Origin of the sequence: Pseudomonas chlororaphis subsp. aurantiaca, from assembly GCF_013466605.1 — a bacterium.
Classification (GTDB): Bacteria; Pseudomonadota; Gammaproteobacteria; order Pseudomonadales; family Pseudomonadaceae; genus Aquipseudomonas; species Aquipseudomonas chlororaphis_I.
Window position 1 is genome coordinate 3976926 of sequence record NZ_CP059162.1, and the last position, 25546, is coordinate 4002471.

15 protein-coding genes are annotated in these 25546 nt (G+C 65.3%); 4 read left to right on the top strand and 11 right to left on the bottom strand.

All coding sequences use genetic code 11. From position 1 onward, the window contains the following. Nucleotides 1-7 precede the first annotated feature (7 nt). The 3 genes from glgB to H0I86_RS18035 all read right to left on the bottom strand — a co-directional run bounded on the left by glgB (nucleotide 8) and on the right by H0I86_RS18035 (nucleotide 7692). Entirely contained in the window at nucleotides 8-2236 is a 2229-nt protein-coding gene (gene glgB / locus H0I86_RS18025) for a 1,4-alpha-glucan branching protein GlgB (protein WP_180921538.1), read from the bottom strand. Beyond that, entirely contained in the window at nucleotides 2233-5577 is a 3345-nt protein-coding gene (gene treS / locus H0I86_RS18030; protein ID WP_180921539.1) for a maltose alpha-D-glucosyltransferase, read from the bottom strand. Before treS ends, glgB begins: the two co-directional genes overlap by 4 nt. A gap of 114 nt (nucleotides 5578-5691) precedes the next feature. Then, nucleotides 5692-7692 (bottom strand): alpha-1,4-glucan--maltose-1-phosphate maltosyltransferase, encoded by a 2001-nt coding sequence (locus tag H0I86_RS18035; protein WP_180921540.1) that lies wholly within the window; start codon nucleotides 7690-7692, stop codon nucleotides 5692-5694. Nucleotides 7693-7939: 247 nt separating this feature from the next. Here H0I86_RS18035 and H0I86_RS18040 point away from each other — a divergent pair, with 247 nt between their 5' ends. Then, nucleotides 7940-8137, top strand: coding sequence for a hypothetical protein (locus H0I86_RS18040; protein ID WP_180921541.1), 198 nt, complete (start codon nucleotides 7940-7942; stop codon nucleotides 8135-8137). 90 nt (nucleotides 8138-8227) lie between these two features. Here H0I86_RS18040 and H0I86_RS18045 read toward each other — a convergent pair whose 3' ends face one another. Further along, nucleotides 8228-8743 carry an MgtC/SapB family protein gene (locus tag H0I86_RS18045; protein WP_180921542.1) on the bottom strand — a complete coding sequence of 172 codons (516 nt, stop codon included), beginning with the start codon at nucleotides 8741-8743 and terminating at the stop codon, nucleotides 8228-8230. Between the two features lie 196 nt (nucleotides 8744-8939). On the opposite strand from H0I86_RS18045, the gene H0I86_RS18050 reads away from it, so the two are divergent. The 3 genes from H0I86_RS18050 to mapR all read left to right on the top strand — a co-directional run bounded on the left by H0I86_RS18050 (nucleotide 8940) and on the right by mapR (nucleotide 12319). Beyond that, nucleotides 8940-9173: a DUF3203 family protein gene (locus H0I86_RS18050; protein ID WP_124311115.1), complete on the top strand. Its 234-nt coding sequence runs from the start codon at nucleotides 8940-8942 to the stop codon at nucleotides 9171-9173. Nucleotides 9174-9380: 207 nt separating this feature from the next. Further along, on the top strand, nucleotides 9381-10793 hold the full coding sequence (ccoG, locus tag H0I86_RS18055; RefSeq protein WP_180921543.1) for a cytochrome c oxidase accessory protein CcoG: 1413 nt from the start codon (nucleotides 9381-9383) through the stop codon (nucleotides 10791-10793). Nucleotides 10794-10909: 116 nt separating this feature from the next. After that, nucleotides 10910-12319 carry a GntR family transcriptional regulator MpaR gene (mapR, locus tag H0I86_RS18060; protein ID WP_180921544.1) on the top strand — a complete coding sequence of 470 codons (1410 nt, stop codon included), beginning with the start codon at nucleotides 10910-10912 and terminating at the stop codon, nucleotides 12317-12319. A 179-nt stretch (nucleotides 12320-12498) separates the two neighbouring features. On the opposite strand, the gene H0I86_RS18065 is transcribed toward mapR, so the two are convergent. The 7 genes from H0I86_RS18065 to tpx all read right to left on the bottom strand — a co-directional run bounded on the left by H0I86_RS18065 (nucleotide 12499) and on the right by tpx (nucleotide 25465). Then, nucleotides 12499-13245: an SDR family oxidoreductase gene (locus tag H0I86_RS18065; RefSeq protein ID WP_180921545.1), complete on the bottom strand. Its 747-nt coding sequence runs from the start codon at nucleotides 13243-13245 to the stop codon at nucleotides 12499-12501. 261 nt (nucleotides 13246-13506) lie between these two features. Further along, a complete protein-coding gene (locus tag H0I86_RS18070) occupies nucleotides 13507-15585 on the bottom strand; it encodes a putative bifunctional diguanylate cyclase/phosphodiesterase (RefSeq protein WP_180921546.1) in 2079 nt (692 codons plus the stop codon). A 195-nt stretch (nucleotides 15586-15780) separates the two neighbouring features. Next, nucleotides 15781-17259 (bottom strand): efflux transporter outer membrane subunit, encoded by a 1479-nt coding sequence (locus H0I86_RS18075; RefSeq protein ID WP_180921547.1) that lies wholly within the window; start codon nucleotides 17257-17259, stop codon nucleotides 15781-15783. Further along, nucleotides 17256-20363, bottom strand: a complete 3108-nt coding sequence (locus H0I86_RS18080) for an efflux RND transporter permease subunit (protein ID WP_180921548.1) — start codon at nucleotides 20361-20363, stop codon at nucleotides 17256-17258. Before H0I86_RS18080 ends, H0I86_RS18075 begins: the two co-directional genes overlap by 4 nt. After that, nucleotides 20360-23464 (bottom strand): MdtB/MuxB family multidrug efflux RND transporter permease subunit, encoded by a 3105-nt coding sequence (locus tag H0I86_RS18085; RefSeq protein ID WP_180921549.1) that lies wholly within the window; start codon nucleotides 23462-23464, stop codon nucleotides 20360-20362. The genes H0I86_RS18080 and H0I86_RS18085 overlap by 4 nt, the downstream gene beginning before the upstream one ends. Then, nucleotides 23461-24789, bottom strand: coding sequence for an MdtA/MuxA family multidrug efflux RND transporter periplasmic adaptor subunit (locus H0I86_RS18090; protein WP_180921550.1), 1329 nt, complete (start codon nucleotides 24787-24789; stop codon nucleotides 23461-23463). Before H0I86_RS18090 ends, H0I86_RS18085 begins: the two co-directional genes overlap by 4 nt. Nucleotides 24790-24964: 175 nt before the next feature. Next, the gene (gene tpx, locus H0I86_RS18095) at nucleotides 24965-25465 is read right to left on the bottom strand and encodes a thiol peroxidase (protein WP_180921551.1); all 501 of its coding nucleotides are present in this window, start codon (nucleotides 25463-25465) and stop codon (nucleotides 24965-24967) included. Between the last annotated feature and the right edge of the window lie 81 nt (nucleotides 25466-25546).

The window sequence follows — 25546 nt, forward strand, 5'->3', positions numbered from 1 at the left end:
GCGGTGATCAACCCTCGGGTTGCAGGATCAGCACCGCCAGCGGCGGCAGGTTCAACACCAGCGACAACGCCTGGCCGTGGCTCGGCTCATCCTCGGTGAAGGCCCCCCCACCGTTGCCATAGTTGGAACCGGCGTAGGTGTCGGAGTCGCTGTTGAGCAACTCGCCCCAGCGCCCGGCGAACGGCACGCCGACCCGATAGGCCTGGCGCGGCACCGGGGTGAAGTTGGCCACCACCAGCAGCGGCTTGCCCTCCTTGCTCCAGCGCAGCCAGGCGTAGACGCTGTTGATTGCGTCGTCGCCGATCAGCCACTGGAAGCCCTGGGGCACGTCGTCCTGGTCGTGCAGCGCCGGATGCTCGCGGTACAGCCGGTTGAGGTCGCCTACCAGTTTCTGCACGCCACGGTGCTCGGGGTATTGCAGCAGGTACCAGTCCAGTTGCTGATCGTGGTTCCACTCGCGCCACTGGCCGAACTCGCAGCCCATGAACAGCAGCTTCTTGCCCGGGTGGGTCCACATGAAGCTCAGGTAGGCCCGCAGGTTGGCGAACTTCTGCCAGCGATCGCCGGGCATCTTGTCGATCAGCGAATGTTTGCCGTGCACCACCTCGTCATGGGAGATCGGCAGGATGAAGCGCTCGGACCAGGCATACACCAGGCCGAAACTCAGCTCGTTGTGGTGATGGGCGCGGTACACCGGGTCCTGCTGGATGTAATGCAGCGAGTCGTGCATCCAGCCCATGTTCCATTTGTAGGCGAAGCCCAAGCCGCCCTGCTGGGTGCCCTGGCTGACGCCCGGCCAGGCCGTGGACTCCTCGGCGATCACCAGGGCGCCCGGTGCCTCGAGGGACACCACGTCATTGAGGTGGCGTAAAAAGTCGATGGCTTCGAGGTTCTCGCGCCCGCCGTGGCGATTGGGCACCCACTCCCCGGCGTTGCGCGAATAGTCGCGGTAGAGCATCGAGGCCACGGCATCCACCCGCAGGCCGTCGACATGGAAATGCTTGAGCCAGTGCAACGCCGACGCCAGCATGAAACCGTGGACCTCGGTGCGCCCCAGGTTGTAGATCAGGGTGTCCCAGTCCTGGTGGAAACCTTCCAGCGGGTTGCCGTATTCGTACAGCGCAGTGCCGTCGAACCGCGCCAGGCCGTGGGCATCGGTGGGAAAGTGCGCCGGCACCCAGTCGAGGATCACGCCGATACCTGCCAGGTGGCAGGCGTTGACGAACGCCGCGAAGTCGTCGGCGCTGCCGTAGCGGGCGCTGGGGGCGAACTGCGACAGCGGCTGATAACCCCAGGAGCCGCCGAAGGGATGCTCCATGATCGGCATCAGCTCGATATGGGTGAACCCCAGGTTCTGGACGTAAGGGATCAGGCGTTCGGCCAACTCGTGCCAGTCGTACTGGCGCGCCACTTCGCCCAGATCGTCCACCTCGCATTGCCAGGAGCCGGCATGTAGCTCGTAGATCGACAGGGGCGCGTCCGCGCGCTGGCGTTCGCCCCGGGCCTGCATCCAGTCGAGGTCCTGCCAGTCGATGCTCAGCGGACTGGCGACTTTCGAGGCAGTGTCCGGCGGCAACTGGGTGGCCAGCGCCACTGGGTCGGACTTCAGCGGCAGGATGCCGTGGGCGCCGAGGATTTCATATTTGTAGGCTTCGCCCGGGCCCAGGCGCGGAACGAACAGCTCCCAGACCCCTGACGGATGACGCAGGCGCATCGGGTGCCGCCGCCCGTCCCAGACGTTGAAGTCGCCGACCACCGAGACTCGCCGGGCATTCGGCGCCCAGACCGCGAAACGCACGCCATCGACGCCATCCACGGTTTTCATCTGCGCACCGAGGCAAGTACTGAGGTCGCGGTGGTTGCCCTCGGCGAACAGGTACAGGTCCATCTCCCCCAGCAACGGGCCGAAGCTGTAAGGGTCTTCGCCGATGTGCTCGCCACCGGCCCATTGCGTGCGCAGCAGATAGGGCTGGGCCTGGGCAAAATGCCCGACGAACAGCCCCGGCACCTCGGTGCCCTCCAGGCTGCCCAGCACTGTAGTGCCATCGCGGGCCAGCACCTGCACACTCAGGGCGCCCGGCAGGAAGGCGCGAATGAATTGGCCACCGGCGTCGTCGCCATGGGGGCCGAGTACGGCAAAGGGATCCTGGTGCTCGGCACGCACCAGCGCCTCGACATCCCGGGCGCTGGGCATTGCCTGTTTGACCTCACCCTGTTCCTTGTTCGAGAAACTCATGACTGCTCTCCACCACTTTTTGTATCGGAAAAGGGTTTCACACCACCCAACAATGCATGCAGCCCCCGCAGCGGTACCGCGAGCCAGGCAGGACGGTTTTCCGCTTCGTACACCACTTCGTAGGCCGCTTTCTCCAGGCTGAACAAGGCCAGCGCGGCGTCCTCGCCGTTTTTTTCCTGCCAGGCATGAGCAAGACTAGCTGCCGCCAGCCGGTACGCCTGGACAAACGACTCGCGGGCTTCGTGCAGATAACGCTCGGCGACCCGCTGCCGGGCCGCCAGGGTGTGGGCCGAAGCGTCGAGGCTCTGGCCGCTGAGGGCCAGCGCCGCGGCATAGTCGAAGGAGCGCAGCACACCGCTGACGTCCTTGTACGGGCTGTGCTTGCCCCGGCGCTCGTCCAGCGGCCGCGCCGGTTCGCCCTCGAAATCGATCAGGTAGGCATCGCCCTTGATCACCAGCACCTGGCCCAGGTGCAGGTCACCGTGGACGCGCATGCGCAGGCCGCCGACCGCCTGTTTCGCCAGGCCCTGGATATGCGCCAGGATCGCCTTCTTGTGTCGGGTCCATGACGCCACGCGCTGTTGATCCTCGGCCGTCAGCTCGGCGTGATGCTGCTTGAGCAAGTGCAAGGCCCGTTCCACCTGCGCGCCGATCTGTTTCGCCCAGGCCTGGGCATCCTTGTCCGTGCTCGGCCGCGCGCGAAAGTCCGGGTTGGCGGTCGGTGCCGCGAGGATCTGGTGCATTTCCCCCAGGCGCTGGCCGAGCATGCCGGCAAAGTCGCGCAGCTCGCCCAGGGCGTTGTAATGCTGGTCCTGCTCGGACATGGCGTCGGCCAGTTCGTCGCGGATCGCCCGCTCCAGGTTGTTCTGAGTCCACTCCCAGGCGTCGCCCTGATTGCTCAGGTACCCCTGGGCGATCATCAACAGGCTGTCGCCCTGCCCGTCCCGGCGAACCACCGAACCGAGCAAGGGAGAAATGTGCTGGAAGCCGGCGGCGGTCAGGTAAGCGCCCATCTCCAGTTCCGGGTGCACGCCGCTGGCCACCTTGCGGATCAGCTTGAGCACCAGGCTGCCACCGATCACCACCGAGCTGTTGGACTGCTCGGCGGACAGGTAGCGCACCTCGGAGTCCGCGCCCAGGCCGAGCGCGGCCAGTTGCTCCGTGGCCTCGAAGCGGATCTCGCCCTCGCCACAGGGCAGCACGGTGTGCGCCTGGATCGCCTGCAGGACATTGTGGACAAAACTTTCCAGGGCGAAGGCGTCGGTGATCAGCCCCACCTGGCGACCCCGGCGAACCCGGGCCAGGGCAAGTTGCTGCGGCAGCGCGGCGCCGATCTGCTCTTCGGCGAGCAGGCCGAACGGCAGTTGGTAGCGCCCGCTCTGGCCGCCGCCGCTGACCTCCAGCTCGCTGAGCAACACCGGATGCTGCGGGTCGCCGAAGCGCACGCCGTAGGCGATGTGCACCTGTTCGATGGCGCTGTCCTTGCCAGCGAACCAGCGGCGCTTGGGCAGCCAGGTCGGCAGCGAGCTCTGCTCCAGGGTGGTGCGCGATGGCGCTTCGAGCAATTCCTCGAGGCGCTTTTTCAGCACCAGGGTGGTGAAGTCCGGCATGCTCTGGGCCGGTTCCACATGCCAGCTCGGCATCTGGTTTTCCGCCGCCAGGACGAACCAGTAGAAGCCGTAGGGCGCCAGGGTCAGGAGGAAATTCAGCTGGCCGATCGGCGGGAAGGCATTCCCGCCGAGCATCTCCACCGGCACCATGCCGGCGAACGCCGACAGGTCCAGCTCCGCGGCCTGGGCGCTGCGCGAGACGTTGGCCACGCAGAGGATGATTTCGTGCTTGCCGTCGGGCCCGGTGTATTCGCGGGTGTAGGCCAGGATCCGGCGGTTGCTCGGCGACAGCATCTTCAGGCTGCCGCGACCGAAAGCCTTGGACTGCTTGCGGATCGCCAGCATGCGCCGGGTCCAGTTGAGCAGCGAATGGGGGTCGCCGGCCTGGGTCTCGACATTCACCGACTGGTAGCCGTACTGCGGGTCCATGATCGGTGGCAAGACCAGGCTCGCCGGATCGGCCCGGGAAAAACCGCCGTTGCGGTCGATCGACCATTGCATCGGCGTGCGCACGCCATCACGGTCGCCCAGGTAAATGTTGTCGCCCATGCCGATCTCGTCGCCGTAATACAGGGTCGGCGTGCCGGGCATCGACAGCAGCAGGCTGTTAAGCAGTTCCACGCGACGCCGGTCGCGCTCCATCAGCGGCGCCAGGCGCCGGCGGATCCCCAGGTTGATCCGCGCGCGGCGGTCGGCGGCGTAGTAGTTCCACAGGTAGTCGCGCTCGCGGTCGGTGACCATCTCCAGGGTCAGCTCATCGTGGTTGCGCAGGAAGATCGCCCACTGGCAGTTGGCGGGAATCTCCGGGGTCTGGCGCAGGATGTCGGTGATCGGGAAGCGGTCTTCCTGGGCCAGCGCCATGTACATGCGCGGCATCAGCGGGAAGTGGAAGGCCATGTGGCATTCGTCGCCGTCGTTACCCTTCACATCGCCAAAGTACAGCTGGGTGTCTTCCGGCCACTGGTTGGCCTCGGCCAGCAGCATGCGGTCCGGATAGTTGGCGTCGATCTCGGCGCGGATCTGCTTGAGCACAGCGTGGGTCTCGGGCAGGTTCTCGTTGTTGGTGCCGTCGCGTTCGATCAGGTAGGGAATGGCGTCCAGGCGCAGGCCGTCGATGCCCATGTCCAGCCAGTAGCGCATCACCGACAGCACCGCCTTCATCACCTGCGGGTTGTCGAAGTTGAGGTCCGGCTGATGGGAATAGAAGCGGTGCCAGAAGTACTGGCCGGCCACCGAGTCCCAGGTCCAGTTGGATTTCTCGGTATCGAGAAAGATGATCCGCGTGCCGTCGTACTTCTGATCGTCATCGGACCACACATAGAAGTCCCGCGCCTTGGAACCGGCCTTGGCCTTGCGCGCCCGCTGGAACCAGGGGTGCTGGTCCGAGGTGTGGTTGATGACCAGCTCGGTGATCACCCGCAGCCCGCGCTTGTGGGCCTCGGCGATAAACCGCCGGGCATCGGCCAGCGTCCCGTAGTCGGGGCTGACGCCACGGTATTCAGCGATGTCGTAGCCGTCGTCGCGGCGCGGCGAGGGGTAGAACGGCAGCAGCCAGATGGTGTTCACACCCAGGTCGGCGATGTAGTCGAGCTTGGTGATCAACCCGGGAAAGTCGCCGATCCCGTCGTTGTTGGAGTCGAAATAGGATTTGACGTGAACCTGATAGATCACCGCGTCCTTGTACCAGAGCGGATCCTTGATGAAGGTGGCTGACCTGGTTTTCTTCGCCATGGGTAACTCCTGAAAAATTCATTGGTCCGTGGCTGTGTAGCTGCCCTGTAGCCGCTGTCGAGCCTGCGAGGCTGCGCCAAGGCCCGCAGGGCCTTCGAGCCCCCAGGCACAAAATCAGGCAACGCTGATACGCCAGATGCCGAACGGTTGCTGCCAGGGTTCGATCCGCATGAACTGGGTCTTGCCGTACCAGGTCCAGCGATGGCCGTTCATCAGGTCCTCGCCCTGGGTCTGCGCATCGTCGGGCAGCCCCAGTTCCCACAGCGGCAATTCGAAATGCGCCTCCTGGGCGTTGAACGGGTCGAGGCTGACCGCCACCAGGATGAAGTTGCTGAGGTCGGTGGTGCGCTTGCCGAAATACAGGATGTTGTCGTTCCAGGCGTTGTAGACCTGCAAACCCAGGTGGGTATGCAGCGCCGGGTTCTGCCGGCGGATGCGGTTGAGCTGGGCGATCTCGGCAATGATGTTGCCGGGGGCGTTGAAGTCCCGGGGGCGGATCTCGTATTTCTCCGAGTCGAGGTATTCCTCCCGTCCCGGAACCGGCGCCGACTCGCACAGCTCGAACCCCGAATACATGCCCCACAGGCCCGAGCCCATGGTGGCCAGCGCGGCGCGGATGAGAAATCCCGGGCGCCCCGACTCATGGAGAAAGAACGGATTGATGTCCGGCGTGTTGACGAAAAAGTTCGGCCGGTAGCACTCGCGCCACGGCGACTGGTTCAGTTCGGTGAAGTAAGTCGCCAGTTCGCTCTTGGTGTTGCGCCAGGTGAAGTAGGTGTAGCTCTGGGAATAACCGACCTTGCCCAGGCGCGCCATCATCGCCGGCGTGGTGAAGGCCTCGGCGAGGAAGATCACCTCCGGGTACCGCGCCCGCACATCGGCGATCAACCACTGCCAGAACGGCAGCGGCTTGGTGTGGGGGTTGTCCACGCGAAAGATCTTCACCCCCTCCTCGACCCAGCCGACCACGATGTCGCGCAGCTCCAGCCACAGGCTGGGGATGGCCTCGATGGCATAGAAGTCGACGTTGACGATGTCCTGGTATTTCTTCGGCGGGTTCTCGGCGTATTTGATGCTGCCGTCCGGGCGCCAGTTGAACCAGCCCGGATGTTGCTTGAGCCAGGGATGGTCCTGGGAACACTGGATGGCGAAATCCAGGGCGATCTCCAGGCCGTGCTCGGCGGCGGCCGCCACCAGGCGGCGGAAATCCTCGCGGCTGCCGAGCTGCGGGTGGATCGCCTCGTGGCCGCCCTCCTCGCTGCCGATCGCATAGGGGCTGCCCGGTTCGTCGGGGCCGGCGGTCAGCGAGTTGTTGCGGCCCTTGCGGAAACTGCGGCCGATGGGATGGATCGGCGGGAAGTACAGCACGTCGAAACCCATGTCATGGATCATCGCCAGGCGCGAGTGCACATCATTGAACGTGCCGGGCCGGGCCGGATCGTCGGTGATCGAGCGGGGAAACAGCTCGTACCAGCTGGCGAACTGCGCACGTTCGCGTTCCACGTCCAGCGGGTATTCCGGGCTCAGGCTCAGGTAGGGACGGTGGTCGGCCTCGGCCATCAGCTGTGCACTGCGTTCGTGCAGGAACAGCGCCACCTGCTCGGCTTCGAGCAGCGTCGCCAGTTCATGGTGCAATGCCAGCAACTGCTCGCGCAGCGGCCCTTCGCTGCGCTCGGCGGCCTGCAACACGTGGCTGCGGCCCTCCTGCAATTCGAGGCTGACCGCGACGCCGGCCTGGTGTTTTTTCTGCAGTTCGTAGCAGAAGCTGGCGAACTGATCGATCCAGGCTTCGATGCAATACAGGTAGCGGCCCTGGCTGGGCACTGTGAACTGGCCTTCCCAGCTATTGTTGCCGAGGTCTTCCATGGTTTCGCTGTGCCAGTGGCTGTCGGTCTCGGCGCACCAGCGGATGCGCACGGCCAGCTTGTCGTGGCCATCGGCGAACACCTTGCTGCTGACCTTCACCACTTGCCCCACCACCGCCTTGACCGCGAACTGGCCACCGTCGATCAGCGGCCGGGTGTTCTCGATGACGATGCGTGGCAGCAGCAAGGCCTGCGACAGTGGCAGGTTCGGGTTGTATTGCAGTTCAGTCAGTCTTTTTTCGGCAGTCATCGAGCATCACTCCTTACGCCCCATGGACGCTCTGTTGCTGGTCTATTCCGGCGCGGCGCCCTCTCTTGGGAGCGGCCCCCAGGGTCGGCAACGACCCGCGCGGATCAGCGAAGCACTTAGGTTCCGAGACACCGGGGCCGGGAAAGTTCACCCGGATTTGCCTCCCTTCGCGCCGGGAATCAAATCACCGGGTCGAGGGTCCACCTTGGGAGACTGTGCAAAACCAAGCACAAAGGAGGCCATGCCGATGAGTATCCCGATCCCTGCGGAAACGCCCGATCCGAACATCGATCGCCCGACCTTACCGCCAATCTTGCCCCCAACAGGGCCGCAACCGGTGCCCGAAGAAGATCCACCGGAAACCACCCCACCGCCCAAGGAGGACCCGCCGAACGATCCGGCGCCGGTCATCGCTTCCGGTCACAGCATTGCGCCCAAACCATGACAAGCGTAGACAATCGGTTGCCCGTCGCTGCCGTCGCCAACCGGCAGCGGGCATCCCTTCGTTGCTGGCGGCGAGCGTGTCCACAACGCTTCAGGGCGTTCCTCCGGGCGGATCCTCGTCGCCTTCCAGCTTGCGCACTATCCAGGGCATCACGCTGAAGACCGCCAGCGCCAACAGGGTGCTGAGCACCGCCGTGGCTTCGCGACCAACGCCCACCGAGACGCCGATCGCCGCGGTCATCCATAGCCCGGCCGCGGTGGTCAGGCCCTTGACGTGCCCTTCCTCGTCCTGCTTGCCCTTGAGAATGGTGCCCGCGCCGAGAAAACCGATACCGGCGATCACCCCCTGCACCACCCGGCTCATGGCATCGGCCTGGGAGCCGGACATCTGCGGCACCAGCACGAACAGCGCCGCTCCCAATGCCACCAGCATATGGGTGCGCACCCCGGCGGCCTTGCCCTTGTGCTCGCGTTCGAAACCGAGAATGCCGCCCAGCAGCGCGGCGATCAGCAGGCGTACGGTGATCTGGGTGAGTTGCCGGGCATCGCCGATGTCGGCGAACTCCGCTTGCAGGGTGACCCAGACTTCATTCCACCAGGCGTTCATGCGCAGGTCCCTTTTCGTTCGGCGTCTTGTTGGTTGGCGGGCGACGACTTTGGCGAGGCAGCCCTCCTTAATGAGAGGACAGCGACGCCAGGCAAAAGGTGCGATCCGCCGGCGGGCGACCATTGATCGGGCGGGCAGAACCCCGGCCGGCAGCCGGGCCCTAAAAACCGTACCCACCGCACAACAGGATTCGACCATGAGCCTGCGCATCGAAAACCAGACCTGTCATTTTGACACCGAAGACCTTCACGCCCGACTGCCGGCCAGCGCCGTGACTGTGGTCACCGACGCGGCCAAGTCGATGTCGGCGGTCGACCTCGAAGGGCAACGCATCTACATCACCGAAGCAGAAGCCGACGCATTGACCGTAGCAGGCGCCACCGACGGCCGGCGCCATCTGCGCGCCACCGACAGTGATTCGGTGATTTGACTGATCTGCATCACGGCACCCGGCACAGGCTTGTGCCAGACGCCGCTGGCGCCCGATACCGGGCGCTTTGCCGGGTATGGCAAGTTGTCGCAGGGCGGCCCTTCGCGGCCATCTGATCTGCTTTTTATTGCGATACCTGAGCCTGTTATGCAAACAGTTCGCTGGGCATAGTTCATCGGCCTGATGGAGGCTGATGAGCGAACGACCATGAGCGAAAGAATCCCCGTCCGATTAGTAGAAACATTCGAGCCTGCGCGCCCAACGACGAAGGCCAAATCCAGCGACAACCTGATCCACACCCGCAGCTTCACCGGCTTGTTCCGCACCCTGCGCATGAGCGGCGCGGGGTTCCTGTTCCTGCTGTTCTTCGGCACCGTGTGGCTGAACTGGGGCGGCCGCCAGGCGGTGCTCTGGGACCTGTCGGAAAGCAAGTTCCATATCTTCGGCGCTACCTTCTGGCCGCAGGATTTCATCCTGCTCTCGGCCCTGCTGATCATCTGCGCCTTCGGCCTGTTCGCCATCACCGTGTTCGCCGGCCGCGTCTGGTGCGGCTACACCTGCCCGCAGAGCTCCTGGACCTGGCTGTTCATGTGGTGCGAGAAGGTCACCGAGGGTGAACGCAACCAGCGCATCAAGCTCGCGGCCGCGCCCTGGAGCCTGAACAAGTTGATCCGCCGTTCGGCCAAGCACACCCTGTGGCTGGCCATCAGCCTGCTCACCGGGCTGACCTTCGTCGGCTACTTCACCCCGATCCGGCCGCTGGCCGAGGAGCTGCTGACCCTGCAGATCGGCGGCGTCAGCCTGTTCTGGGTGCTGTTCTTCACCGGCGCCACCTACCTCAACGCCGGCTGGCTGCGCGAGGCGGTGTGCATGCACATGTGCCCTTATGCGCGGTTCCAGAGCGTGATGTTCGACAAGGACACCCTGACCATCTCCTACGACCCGGCCCGCGGCGAAATCCGCGGCCCGCGCAAACGTGGCGTGAAACCCACCGATATCGGCCTCGGCGACTGCATCGACTGCCAGCTGTGCGTGCAGGTCTGCCCGACCGGCATCGACATCCGCGACGGCCTGCAGATGGAATGCATCGGTTGCGCCGCCTGCATCGACGCCTGCGATTCGATCATGGACAAGATGGGTTATGCCCGGGGCCTGATCAGCTACACCTCGGAGCACCAGTTGCAGGGTGGCAAGACCCACCTGCTGCGCCCACGCCTGATCGGCTACAGCACAGTGCTGCTGGTGATGATCGGCGCCCTGGCCCTGGCGCTGGTGGAGCGGCCGATGGTGTCGCTGGACGTCAGCAAGGACCGTGGCCTGTTCCGCGAAAACAGCCTGGGCCAGATCGAGAACATCTACAGCCTGAAGATCATCAACAAGACCCAGCAACGCCAGGATTACCGCCTGCAACTGATGAATGGCGACGGCTTCCAGCTGCAGGGCAAGAGTGAAATCAGCCTGGCCGCGGGCGAGATCGTCGACCTGCCGGTGTCGGTGGCAATGATCGCCGACCAGCCGCAGAGCAGTTCCCAGGAGCTGAGTTTCAAGGTGGTCGACGCCGACCAGCCAGAGATCTACAGCGTGGCCAAGAGCCGGTTTGTTGCGCCCTTGAACCGTTGATCCCTTAGACTGGGCGCCGCTTTGCGGCTATCGCGGACAAGCCTCGCTCCATTGCCGGAGCGAGGCTTGTCCGCGGTAAACGCCCAGACACCGCAGACCCCGACCCGAGCCGCCCCATGAAACGCTACGAAAAATTCGCCGACGACATCGCAGAACTGATCCGCTCCGGGGTGCTCGGCCCCGGCCAGCGCGTACCTTCGGTACGTTATGCCAGCCAGACCTATGGGGTCAGCCCGTCCACGGTGTTCCAGGCCTATTACCTGCTGGAACGCCGCGGCCTGATTCGCGCCCGGCCGCGCTCCGGCTACTTCGTCAACACCCATGCGCCCAGCCCGTTCTCGGAGCCGGTGATCAGCAGCCAGGTCAACGAGTCCACCGAGGTCGATGTCAGCGAACTGGTGTTCTCGGTGCTGGACTCGATCAAGGACCCGACCACCGTACCGTTCGGCTCGGCCTTTCCCAGCCCGACCCTGTTCCCGTTGCAGCGCCTGTCGCGCTCCCTGGCCAGCGCCAGCCGCGAGATGGACCCGCGCGTGGTGGTCACCGACATGTCGCCGGGCAACCCGCAGCTGCGCCGGCAGATCGCCCTGCGCTACATGGTCGGCGGGCTGATGCTGCCCATGGAAGAACTGCTGATCACCAACGGTGCCCTGGAAGCCCTGAACCTGTGCCTGCAGGCGGTGACCGAACCGGGCGACCTGGTGGCCATCGAGGCCCCGGCCTTCTACGCCAGCCTGCAAGTGCTCGAACGCCTGAAACTCAAGGCCGTGGAAATCCCCGTGCACCCGCGGGACGGTATCGACCTGGGGGTGCTGGCGCAGACCCTGGAACGGCACCCGATCAAGGCCTGCTGGTGCATGACCAGCTTCCAGAACCCCATGGGCGCGACCATGCCCGAGGCGAAGAAGCAGGAATTGGTGGAGTTGCTGCGCAGCCATCAGGTGCCGCTGATCGAGGATGACGTCTACGCCGAGCTGTATTACGGCCAGCAGGCGCCGAAACCGGCCAAGGCCTTCGACACCGAGGGCCTGGTGATGCATTGCGGTTCGTTCGCCAAGAGCCTGGCCCCGGGTTATCGCATCGGCTGGGTCGCCGCCGGGCGTTATGCGCAGAAGATCGAACGGCTGAAGCTGATGACCTCGTTGTGCGCCTCGATGCCGGCCCAGGCGGCCATCGCCGACTACCTGCAACACGGCGGCTACGACCGCCACCTGCGCAAACTGCGCTACGCCCTGGAAGAGCAGCAGAGCGCCATGCTCGCCGCCATCGCCCGCTACTTCCCGGCCCAGACCCGAGTCAGCCAGCCGGCCGGCGGCTACTTCCTGTGGCTGGAACTGCCGTCGCAGATGGATTCGTTGAAGCTGTTCCAGATGGCCCTGGCCCAGGGCATCAGCATCGCCCCGGGACCGATCTTCTCGCCGACCCAGCGCTTTCGAAACTGCATCCGCCTCAACTACGGCAGCCCGTGGAACGAAGCGGCGGAAAAGGCCATGGAAACCCTGGGCAGGATCGTGCGGTCGTTCTGAAGCCGGGACGATGTGGAATCTGTAGCCGCTGCCGAGCCTGCGAGGCTGCGATCGGTCGCGCAGCGACCGCAAATCCTGAACTTGCGATCTGTCTGGATAGACGCGCTGTCCGGCCTTGCGACTGCTGCGCAGTCGATCGCAGCCTCGCTGCGCTCGGCAGCGGCTACAGGGCTACAGGATCAGCGGCCGCCGCCGAGGTCGATAAAGGTCCCGGTGGAATAGGAGGCCTTGTCCGACAGCAGCCAGATGATTGCCTCCGCCACTTCGTCCGGGCGCCCGCCGCGGCCCATGGGAATGGCGGACTCCAGTTTGCTGACGCGGTCGGCATCGCCGCTCAGGGCGTGGAAGTCGGTGTAGATATAGCCCGGGCGCACCCCGTTGACGCGGATGCCTTCGCCGGCGACTTCCTTGGACAGGCCGATGGTGAAGGTGTCCAGCGCCCCCTTGGAGGCCGCGTAGTCGATGTACTCGCCGGGCGAGCCCAGGCGGGCGGCGACCGAGGACACGTTGACGATGCTGCCGCCCTGCCCGCCATGCCTTGGCGACATGCGCAGCACCGCGTGCTTGGCGCAGAGGATCGGCCCGAGCACGTTGGTCTTCATGGTCTTCAGAATGCGGAATTCGGACATTTCGTCGAGCCGCGACTTCTGCCCGACGGTTCCGGCGTTGTTGACCAGCGCGGTGACCCGCCCCAGTTCGGCATCGACCCGGTGGTACAGGGCGATCACTTCGTCCTCGATGCTGACATCGGCCCGCACGGCAATCGCCTGGGCTCCCAGGCCGCGCACCTGCTCCAGCACCTGGAAGGCCGCCTGTTCGTCGGCCTGGTAGTTGATGCAGATGCGATAGCCCTGTTGCGCGGCCAGCAGCGCGGTGGCCGCGCCAATACCGCGACCGCCACCGGTGATGAGGATGACTTTGTCCATGCTGCCAACTCCCTCGCTGATCTTTGAACGCCAGCAATTAAACACCCTGGGGCCAGCGTTGCAAACCTTCTCGGGACCGTCATCCGTCCCGTGGCTGATCGCCGGTCGGCGTGTCTATCCAGGCAGGTCGCAGGCTTGGAGTTACGCTTGTTGCGCGACCGGGCGCAGCCTCGCGGGCTCGGTAGCGGCTACAGAGTCGACTGCAACGCTAGCGATGTAGCCGCTACCGAAGGCTGCGAAGCAGGCAGGCTTTCGAGGCGCTCAGAGGGCCAGCTGTTCGGCCTGATGGATGTTCTGCATGAAGCGCGCGGCCGGCAGCGGATGGCCGAGGAAATAACCTTGCAGCGAATCGCAACCCAGCTGGGTCAGGAAGCTTTGCTGCACATCGGTTTCCACGCCCTCGGCGACGATGCGCAAGCCCAGGGCCTGGCCCAGGGCGACGATGGCCGAGACGATCGCCGCGTCGTCGCTGTCGTGCTCCAGGTCGCGGACGAAACCGCGGTCGATCTTCAACTCGTTGGCCGGCAGGCGCTTGAGGTACATCAGGCTCGAATAACCGGTACCGAAGTCGTCGATGGACAGGTCCACGCCCATCTCCGCCAGTTGCTTGAGCACGGTCATGCTGGCATCGGCGTCGCTCATGGCCGTGGTCTCGGTGATCTCCAGGGTCAGGCTGTTGGCCGGCAACTGGTGGCGGCTCAACGCCCTGGCCACGCTGTCGACCAGACCGGCATGGCAGAACTGCAGCGCCGAGATGTTCACCGCGATCCGCCAGCCTTCATAGCCTTCGCTGTACCACTCGCGCATCTGCCGGCAGGCCTCGTTGAGCACCCAATCGCCGATGGGGATGATCAGCCCGGTCTTTTCCGCCAGGTCGATGAACGTGTCCGGCAGCAGCAAGCCCAGTTGCGGGTGCTCCCAGCGCAGCAAGGCTTCGGCGCCCACCGGCAGGCCGTTGGCGGCGTCGAACTTGGGCTGGTAATACAGCCTGAACTGGCCGTGCTCGACGGCATTGCGCAGATCCTGCAACAGTTGCAGTTGCCGGCGTGCGTCGCTGTTCATCGAGGCGTCGAAGAAGCTGTAGCCGTTCTTGCCGGTGCCCTTGGCGTGATACATCGCCGCATCGGCATTCATCAGCAGTTCCTGGGGCGTCATGCCGTTGCCCGGGTACACCGCGATGCCGACGCTGGCGGAGATCTGCAACTCATGCTCGGCCACCCGGAACACCTGGCCGATCAGGCCCACCTGGCGCGCGGCCAGGCGCAAGGCGTCGTCCGCGTCGGTCAGTTGCACCAGCAGCACGAACTCGTCGCCGCCGATCCGCGCCAGGGTGTCCTGGCTGCGCAGGTCTTCGCGCAGGCGCACCGCCACCTCGCGCAGCAACTGGTCGCCCATATGATGGCCAAAGGCGTCGTTGACCGGCTTGAAGCCGTCCAGGTCGATGAACATCAGGGCAAAACAGCCGCCCTGCTCCGTCACCCGCTGCATCGCCTGATCGATCCGGTCGGCCAGCAGCGTGCGGTTCGGCAGGCCGGTCAGGGTGTCGTGCAGCGCCAGTTGGGTCAGCTCGCGGTTGGCCACGGTCAGCGATTCGGCCAGCACCGCGGTACGGGCTTCCAGGCGCGCGTCGAGTACCGAGGTCAGCAAGGCAATGACCAGCACCGCCAGGGTGGTGATCAGCACCAGGTTGTCCAGGCCCTTGCCGCTCAGGCCGTCCACCGTCGCGCCACAGAAACTGCCGTCGGCGAAACGCGCCGCGGCCATGCCGGTGTAGTGCATGCCGACAATGGCGATGCCCATCACCACCGCAGCCCCACAACGGGCCAGGCGCACATAAGGGGTATTACGGCGCAGGCGAAAGGCGATCCACAGCGCCGCGGCCGAGGCGCCGACGGCAATCAGCAGCGAGGCGCCGAACAGGCTCGGGTCGTAGTCGATGCCCGGCTGCATGCGCAGCGCCGCCATGCCGGTGTAATGCATGGCGCTGATCCCGGCGCCCATGACCTGCGCGCCGAAGGCCAGCTGCCACAGCGGCAGGCTCTGCTGGCTCACCAGCCACAGGGCGAAGCCGCAGGACAGCACGGAAATCAGCAGCGACAGCGCGGTGATGCCGGTGTCGTAGCCCAGGTCGATGGGCAGGCTGAAGGCAAGCATGCCGATAAAGTGCATCGACCACACCCCGATGCCCATGGCCAGGGCGCCGCCGGCCATCCACAGCAACGCCGCTCGACCACGCGTGGTGGCGATGCGACCGGTCAGGTCGAGCGCGGTGTAAGAGGCGAGAATCGCCACAAACAGGGAAATCAGAACCAGGGCGGGAGAGTAGGTACCGGTGAGCATGAACGTCTCGTGGCGTTAGCCGGAAGCGTCCATGCCCGGCGGTAAAAAGGCGCAATTGTACTGATTGCTTACAGAAACACACTCACAAAGTAAGCAAAAAGCCATCATTCAGACGAAAATAACCGAGCGACAAAACAAATCCATTACATCGGTACCGCCTCCGTAGCCGTTGTGACACAGCTACGGTTCGGCCCATTACTTGTTGCTGGCCTGCAGCTGGCCGTCCCAGCCGCCGCCGAGGGCGGCGATCAGTTGCACGCTGGTAACCAGCCGGCTTTGCAGCAGGCTCAGCACGCTGCGTTCGTTGCTCAACGCCGTGGCCTGCACCACCACCACGTCCAGGTAGGCGATCACCCCGGCCTTGTACTGGTTCTCGGTCAGGCGCAGCGACTCGCGCGCCGCGTCCAGGGCCTGCTGGCGCACCGCGGCCTCGTCTTCCAGGACCTTGAGCTGCACCAGGTAGTTCTCCACCTCGCGGAAGCTGTCGAGCACGGTCTGGCGGTACTTGGCCACGGTCTGGTCGTAGGCCGCCTCGGTGCGGTCGACTTCCGCCGAACGCTGGCCGCCGTCGAACAGGGTCATGGCCAGTTTCGGCCCCACCGACCAGAAGCGGTTCGGCAGGCTGATCCAGTCGGCATAGGTACTGCTGCTGTAGCCGCCGGCCAGGCTCAGGGTCAGGTCCGGGTAATAGGCGGCCTTGGCCACGCCGATATTGGCGTTGGCGGCGATTACCGAGCGCTCGGCCGAAGCGATGTCCGGGCGCCGTTCCAGCAGTTGCGACGGCAGGCTCAAGGGCACCTGGGGCAAGGCCGGGATGTCCTGGGTCTCGGCCAGGCTGAACTCGGCCGGCGGCAGACCGATCAGCACCGCGATGGCGTTTTCCAGCTGCGCGCGCTGCCAGATCAGGTCGATCAGGTCGGCCTGGGTAGTCTTCAGCTGGGTTTGTGCCTGGGCCACCGCGTCCTTGCCGGAGACGCCGGCGCGGTACTGGTTCTCGGTCATGGTCAGCGAACGCTGGTAGGCCGCCACCGTGGCTTCGAGCAGGCGCTTCTGCTGGTCCATGACCCGCAGTTGCAGGTAGTTCTGCACCAGTTCCGACTGCTGGCTCAGGCGCATCGCCGCAAGGTCGGCGAAGCTGGCCTCGGCGCTGGCTTCGTCGGCTTCCAGGCCACGACGCAGCTTGCCCCAGACGTCCGCCTCCCAGCTCACCCCGAGCTGGGTGTTGTAGGTGTCGCGAATGCCGCTGGAGGAGCTGCTCAGGGCCGAACTGCTGCTGCCGGTGCCCTGGCTGGCGCGGGTTTTCCCGGCGCTCAGGTCCACCGTGGGGAACAGCGAGCCACGGGCGCTGCGCACCATGGCCTGGGCCTGGCGGTACTGGGCCTCGGACTGCGCCACGGTTTGGTTGGCGCTGTTGAGCTTGTCGATCAGGCCGTTGAGCTGCTGGTCGCCATACAGCTCCCACCAGGCGCCACGGGCCAGGGAATCGCTGGGGCTGGCCTGGCGCCAGCCCGCCGCCTCCTTGTATTGCGCAGGCTCGGCGACGGTCGGGCGCTGGTAGTCCGGGCCGATGGCGCAGGCGCTGAGCAGCGCCAGGCTCAAGCTCAGGCTCAACAGCCGCGAACCGCGGGCCAGGGCCAGGCGCTGAGGAAGGTTGCGGGGCGAGCAGTCAGTCATAGCGGCGTTTCCAGAGCGGCATCGGTACGGACCCCACGCCAGTGGTTGAATTTATGGCGCAGGCGATCGAGATAGAGGTAGACCACCGGGGTGGTGTAGAGGGTCAGGATCTGGCTGAAGACCAGGCCGCCGATGATGGTCAGGCCCAGGGGTTGGCGCATTTCCGCGCCTTCGGCGCTGCCGAGCAGCAACGGCAAGGCGCCGAGGATCGCCGCCAGGGTGGTCATCAGGATCGGCCGCAGGCGCAGCAGGCAGGCGCTGCGGATCGATTCCAGCGGGCCCAGGCCCTGGTGGCGCTCCAGCTGAAGCGCCAGGTCGATCATCAGGATGGCGTTTTTCTTCACCACGCCGATCAGCAGGAACAGCCCCAGCAGCGAGATCAGGCTGAACTCGCCGCCCAGCACATAGATCGACAGCAAGGCGCCGACCCCGGCCGACGGCAGCGTGGACAGAATGGTCAGCGGGTGAATGTAGCTTTCATAGAGCACGCCCAGCACCAGGTACACCGCCAGCAGCGCGCCAAGGATCATGAACGGCTGGCTCTTCTGGGTCGCGGCGAAGGCGTCGGCGGTGCCGGCCATCTTGACGATCACGTCTTCGGGCATGCCGACCTTGGCGATCGCCCGCTCGATGGCCGCCGTGCCCTGCTCCACCGTCACCCCTTCGGCCATGTCGAAGGAAATGCTTTCCGAGGCGAACTGGCCTTCATGGCTGACCCGGTCGTCTTCCAGGCTGTTCTCGTAGTGGGCGATGGTCGACAACGGCACCCGCGCGCCATCGGCGGTGATCACCTGCACCTGGTTGAGGGTGACCGGGTCCTGGGCGTATTTCGGGTTGACCTCCATCACCACCTGGTACTGGTTGAGGCTGTCGTAGATGGTGGAAATCTGCCGCTGGCTGTAGGCGTTGTTGAGCACCGCGGTGACCATGTTCATGTCGATGCCCAGGCGCTTGGCCTGGTCGCGGTCGACCACCAGCGTCACCTGCTGGGCACCCTGACCCTCGCGGGCGTCGATGGCGGTGAGTTCCGGCAAGGCGCGCAGCGCGGTGACCACTTTCGGGTACCACTCGCGCAATGCCCCCAGGTCGCCGCTCTGGATGATGTAGGAATACTGCGAGGTGGTCTGTTCGCGGCCGCCGCCGAACTGCAGGTCCTGGTCGGCCATCAGCATCAGCTGGGCGCCGGGCACCTTGGGCATTTCCTTGCGCAGGCGCTCGATGACCTTCTGCGCGGAGATGTTGCGCTCCTTGATCGGCTTGAGGCGCACCAGCATGAAGGCATTGTTGGTGCCGTTACTGCCGCCGATGAAGCCGGCCACGCTCTCCACCGCCGGGTCCTTGAGCACCTCGCGGCGGAAGATTTCCATCTTCGGCTGCATCACGGTGAACGACAGGCCGTCGTCGCCACGCACGAAACCGATCAACTGGCCGGTGTCCTGCTGCGGCATGAAGGTCTTGGGCACCACCACGTACAACGCGATATTGACGCCGATGGTCACGAGCAGGCTGAGCAGGGTCAGGCGCTTGTGGCGCAGCACCCAGTCCAGGCTGCTGGCGTATTTCGCCACCATCCAGTCGTTGCCGCGCTGGCTCCAGCGCTGCAGGCCGTTCTCCTGGCCCGGCACGTGGGGCTTGAGCCAGCGGGCGCAGAGCATCGGGGTCAGGGTCAGGGACACCACCAGGGATACGATTATGGCCGCCGCCAGGGTGATGGAAAACTCGCGGAACAGGCTTTCGATGATCCCGCCCATGAACAGGATCGACAGGAACACCGCCACCAGCGAGACGTTCATCGACAACAGGGTGAAGCCGACTTCCTTGGCCCCCAGGTAGGCGGCCTTCATCGGCGCGATGCCTTCGTCGATGTGCCGGGAAATGTTCTCCAGCACCACGATGGCGTCGTCCACCACCAGCCCGGTGGCGAGAATCAGCGCCATCAGCGACAGGTTGTTCAGGGAAAAACCGTACAGGTACATCACCGCGAAGGTGCCCACCAGCGACACCGGCACCGCCAGGGTCGGGATCAGCGAGGCGCGCAGATTGCCGAGGAACAAGTAGACCACCAGTATCACCAGGGCCACGGCGATCAGCAGGGTCATCTCGGCTTCATGCAGGGTGGCCTTGATCACCGGCGAGCGGTCCATGGCCAGGTTGAGCTTGACGCTGGCCGGCAATACCGCCTGCAACGCCGGCAGCTGCGCCTTGATCTCGTTGACCGTCTCGATGATGTTGGCCCCGGCCTGGCGGTTGATCACCAGCAGCACCGCCGCGTCGTCGTTGAAGAAGCCGCTGTTGTAGCGGTCCTCGACGCCGTCGCTGACCTTGGCCACGTCTTTCAGGCGCAGGGCCGCGCCGTCCTTGTAGTGGATGATCAGCGGCTCGTAGTCCTTGGCCTTCTCCAGCTGGTCGTTGGCCTGCACCTGCCACATCTGCTCGCTGTTCTCCACCGAGCCCTTGGGCCGGCGCACGTTGGCTTCGGCGATGGTCTTGCGCACATCGTCGAGGGCCACGCCGTACTGGTTGAGCAACTGCGGCTCGAGCTCGATGCGCACCGCCGGCAGCGAACTGCCACCGATCTGCACCTCGCCCACCCCGGACACCTGGGACAGGCTCTGGGACAGGATGGTCGAGGCCAGGTCGTACAGCTGGCCCTTCTCCAGCACATCGGAGGTCAGCGACAGCACCATGATCGGCGCCTGGGACGGGTTGACCTTCTTGTAGGTGGGCATGCTGCGCATGCCGCTGGGCAGCAGGTTGCGCGAGGCGTTGATCGCCGCCTGCACTTCCCGCGCCGCGCCGTTGATGTCGCGGTCCAGGTCGAACTGCAGGATGACCCGGGTCGAACCCTGGCTGGAGCGGCTGCTCATGGTGTTGACCCCGGCGATCGCGCCGAAGGAACGCTCCAGGGGCGTGGCCACGGTGGACGCCATCACCTCGGGGCTGGCCCCCGGCAGGCTGGCCTGGACCACGATCACCGGGAAGTCCATCTGCGGCAGCGGCGACACCGGCAGCAGGCCGAAGCTGACGCCGCCCAGCAGCATGATCGCCAGGCTCAGCAGCATGGTGGCCACCGGCCGGCGGATAAAGGGTCCGGACAGGTTCATGGCTGCTCTACCGGCTCCGCGGGCTCAGGCGCCGAACGCCAGCGGCGGCCCAGGCGGTCGAAGTACAGGTAGATCACCGGCGTGGTGAACAGCGTCAGGATCTGGCTCAGCAACAGGCCGCCGACCATCACCAGGCCCAAAGGCTGGCGCAGTTCGGCGCCGGAACCGGTGGCCAGCATCAGTGGCACGGCGCCGAACAGCGCGGCCAGGGTGGTCATCAGGATCGGCCGGAAACGCAGGAGCGCCGCCTGGTAGATCGCCTGCTCCGGGGCCATGCCCTGGTTGCGTTCGGCGTCGAGGGCGAAGTCGATCATCATGATCGCGTTCTTCTTGACGATGCCGATCAGCAAGATGATGCCGATGATCGCGATCATGCCCAGGTCGTTGCCGCTGAGGATCAGCGCCAGCAAGGCCCCCACAGCCGCCGACGGCAGCGTGGAAAGGATGGTGATCGGGTGGATGTAGCTCTCGTAGAGCACCCCCAGCACGATGTACATGGTCACCACCGCCGCCAGGATCAGCAGCAAGGTGCTCGACAGCGAGGCCTGGAACGCCTGGGCCGCGCCCTGGAACTGGGTCTGCACGCCCACCGGCATGCCGATGTCCCGCTGCACCTGCTCGATGATGTCCACCGCTTGCCCCAGGGCCACGCCGGGCGCCAGGTTGAAGGACATCATCACCGCCGGGAACTGGCCGATATGGGCGATGGCCAGTTGCGCCTGGCGCTCCTCGACCCGGGCCAGGCTCGACAGCCGCACCTGGCCGCCGTCGGTGGTCTTCACATGGATCTGTTCCAGCGCCTGCGGGCCGATGCTTTCCCCGGCCTGGGCCTGCAATACCACGCGGTATTGGCTGGCCTGGGTATAGATGGTGGAAATCTGCCGCTGGCCGAAGGCGTCGTACAGCGCGTCGGTGATGTTCGACACCGAGACGCCGACGCGCGAAGCGGCGTCGCGGTCGATCACCAGGTACACCTGCAAGCCCTTGTCCTGCAGGTCGCTGGCGACGTCGGTGAGCTCCGGCCGGTGAGCCAGGGCATCCACCAGGCGCCCGCTCCACAGGGCCAGCAGGTCGGCATCCGGCGACGACATGCTGAACTGGTACTGGGTGCGGCTGACCCGGTCCTCGATGGTCAGGTCCTGCACCGGCTGCATGAACAGGCGGATGCCCACCAACCGGTCGACCTGCGGCTGGATCCGCGCAATCACCTCGGCGGCGCTGAGGTCGCGTTCGCGGTGCGGCTTAAGGTTGATCAGCAGCCGGCCACTGTTGAGGGTGGCGTTGTCGCCATCGACCCCGATATAGGACGACAGGCTTTCCACCGCCGGATCGGCCAGGATGATTTTCGCCAGGTCCTGCTGGCGCTGGCTCATGGCGGCGAAGGACACCGACTGCGGCGCTTCGGAAATGCCCTGGATCACCCCGGTGTCCTGCACCGGGAAGAAACCCTTGGGCACCACCATATAAAGGAACACGGTCAACGCCAGGGTGCCGACGGCCACCAGCAGGGTCAGCGGCTGATGCTTGAGCACCCATTGCAGCCAGCGACCGTAGCTGGCGATCAGCCAGTCGATCCAGGCGCCGCTGGCGCGGTAGAAGCGCCCCTGCTCTTGCTCCTTGGGCTCACGCTTGAGCAGGCGCGCGCACATCATCGGCGTCAGGGTCAGGGACACCACCAGGGAAATCAGGATCGCCACCGCCAACGTGATGGCGAACTCGCGGAACAGCCGCCCGACCACGTCGGCCATGAACAGCAGCGGGATCAATACGGCGATCAGCGACAGGGTCAGCGACACCAGGGTGAAGCCGATCTGCCTGGCGCCCTTGAGCGCGGCCTGCATCGGGCTGTCGCCCTCCTCGATGAAGCGCGAGATGTTCTCCAGCATCACGATGGCGTCGTCGACCACGAAGCCGGTGGCGATGGTCAGGGCCATCAGGGTCAGGTTATTGACCGAGAAACCCGCCAGGTACATCACGCCGAAGGTACCGATCAGCGACAACGGCACGGCAATCGACGGGATCACCGTGGCGCTGGCCCGGCGCAGGAACAGGAAGGTCACCATCACCACCAGGGCGATGGCGATCAGCAGTTCGTGCTGCACGTCGGTGACCGAGGCGCGGATGGTCTGGGTGCGATCGGTGAGCACAGTGACGTCGAGGCCCGCCGGCAGGTTGTCGGTGATGCTCGGCAGCAGCGCCTTGATCCGGTCCACCACCTCGATCACGTTGGCCCCGGGCTGGCGCTGGATGTTGAGCAGCACCGCCTGGTTTTCATTGGCCCAGGCCGCCAGGCGTTCGTTCTCGGCGCCGCCGACGATCTGCGCAACGTCCTTCAAACGCAGCGGCGCGCCATTCTTGTAGGCCAGGATCAGCTCGGCGTAGTCCTTGGGCGAGGTCAACTGGTCGTTGGCGTCGAGCATCGACACCCGGGTCGGGCCGTCGAAGTTGCCCTTGGGCTGGTTGACGTTGGAGGCGCCGATCAGGGTGCGCACGTCCGCCAGGTTCAGGCCGTTGGCCGCCAGGGCCTCCGGGTTGACCTTGATCCGCACCGCCTGGCGCTGGCCGCCGGCGATGCTGACCATGCCGACGCCGCTGATCTGCGCGATCTTCTGCGCCATGCGGGTATCGACCAGGTCGTTGAGCTTGGGCAGCAGCATGGTCTTGGAGGTGATGGCCAGGGTCAGCACCGGGGTGTCCGCCGGGTTGACCTTGTTGTACACCGGCGGCGCCGGCAGGTCCGTGGGCAGCAGGTTGGTCGCGGCGTTGATCGCCGCCTGCACCTGCTGCTCGGCGACATCCATATTGATGTCGAGGTTGAAGCGCAGGGTCAGCACCGAGGCGCCACCGGAGCTGGTGGAAGCCATCTGGGTCAGGCCGGGCATCTGCCCGAACTGGCGCTCCAGGGGCGCGGTGACCGCGCTGGTCATCACGTCGGGGCTGGCGCCGGGGTACAGGGTCATCACCCGGATGGTCGGGTAATCGACCTGGGGCAACGCCGAGACCGGCAGCAGGCGATAGGCGATCAGGCCGGCCAGGACAATGGCCAGCATGCTCAGGGTCGTGGCTACCGGACGGAGGATGAACAGCCGCGAGAGGTTCATGCGCCGACCTTGCTCGCCGGGGCGTCAGCGGCCGGGGCCGTGGCCGGTGTGGTCGCCGAGCTGGCCGGCTTGCCCTGCAGATGCTGGGTCGGGGTGGTCGGCACTTCTTCGGTGGTGTTCACCACCTCCACTTCGCTGCCGTCTTTCAGGCGGTCGGTGCCTTCCAGCACCACCCGGTCGCCGGCTTCCAGGCCGGCCTTGATCACGGTGGAGTCGCCGTTGCTGTCACCGACCTGCAACTGGCGGATCTTGACCTTGTTGTCGCCGTCCAGGGCATAGACGAAGGTGCCGTTGGTGCCGAACTGGATCGCCGCCGACGGCGCCAGCACCACGTTTTTCAGGGTGTCGGCGAGCACGCGCACGTTGACGAACTGGTTGGGGAACAGCACCTGGTCGCGGTTCTCGTAGCGCGCCTTGAACTTCAGGGTGCCGGTGGTGGTGTCGATCTGGTTGTCGAGGCTTTGCAGCACGCCACTGGCCTGCAGCATCTGGTCGCCGCGGTCCCAGGCTTCCACCGGCAGCTTGGCGCCGCTGCGATAACGCTCCAGCACCCTGCTCAGGTTGTTCTCCGGCAGGGTGAAGGCGACGCTGATCGGCTGGGTCTGGGTGATGATCGCCAGCGCGGTGGTGTCGTTGGCCGCCACCAGGTTGCCGACGTCCAGCTGGCGCAGGCCGACGCGGCCGGTGATCGGCGCGCGGATCCTGGTGAATTCGAGATTGAGCCTGGCGTCGTTGACCGCCGCCTGGTTGGTCTTGACCGTGCCCTGGTACTGGCTGACCAGTGCCGCGGCGGTGTCCAGGGTCTGCTTGGCGATACTGTCCTGGGCATACAGGCCGCGATAACGCTCGTAGTCGACCTGGGCGTTCTTCAACTGGGCCTGGTTCTGCAACAGCGTGCCTTCGGCCTGGAGCAAGGCGTTCTGGTAAGGCCGTGGGTCGATTTCCGCCAGCAGGTCGCCGGCCTTGACCATCTGCCCTTCCTCGAAGGCCACCTTGACCAGCTCACCGGCCACCCGGCTGCGCACATTGATGGTGTTCAGCGCGGTGACGGTGCCCAGCGCCTTGTAATACAGCGGGAAGTCCCCGCGCGTGGCCGGCGCCACCCGCACCGGGATCGGCCCGCTCGCGCCACCGAATCCCGGGCGCATCGACCCGCTGCGCCCGGTGTGTCCGGCGGCGGCCTTTTGCCCGGCGGCATCCTTGTGGGTGGTCGAGGCCGGCCAGAACTTCCAGCACAGGCCGACGATGGCCAACAGGACAAGCAGGCCGAACAGCCAGCGACGGGAGTTGCGGGAAACGGAGGATTGCATGGAATGATCAACCATTGGGCGCGAGGGGATCTTTTTCAGAAGACTGAAAGATAAGCACTGGCCGGTGTTTAGCAAAGCGCCTTTACCGGCAATTTACCTTGGGCTTACGTTTGCAAGTGTCTGCTAAGCCACTGAAGCACAAATAAAAACGGCCTGGACAGGGCCAGGCCGTGAATAATTGTAAAACCTGTTACTTCAGAACGGCCAAGGCCGCGTCGTAGTTCGGTTCTTCAGCGATTTCCTTGACCAGCTCGCTGTGCAGCACGGTGTCGTTCTCATCCAGCACCACCACCGCGCGGGCGGTCAGGCCGGCCAGCGGGCCGTCGGCAATGGCCACGCCGTAGTTTTCGATGAACTCGCGGCCACGCAGGGTCGACAGGTTCTGCACGTTTTCCAGGCCTTCGGCGCCGCAGAAACGGGCCTGGGCGAACGGCAGGTCAGCCGAGATGCACAGCACCACGGTGTTGTCCAGGTCGTTGGCCTGGGCGTTGAACTTGCGCACGGAGGTGGCGCAGGTCGGGGTGTCGACGCTTGGGAAGATGTTCAGCACTTTGCGCTTGCCGGCAAAGCTGCTCAGGGTGATGTCGGCCAGGCCGGCGCCCACCAGGGAGAACGCTGGCGCCTTGGAGCCGGCTTGTGGCAGTTGGCCGTTGACTTGAACCGGGTTGCCTTTAAGGGTGACTTGAGCCATGAACGGAGTCCTTATAAACGATTGTCATTGAACAGCTGTAAAGAACATCGAGAGGCCGGAAGTTAAACATGAAACGGCCCG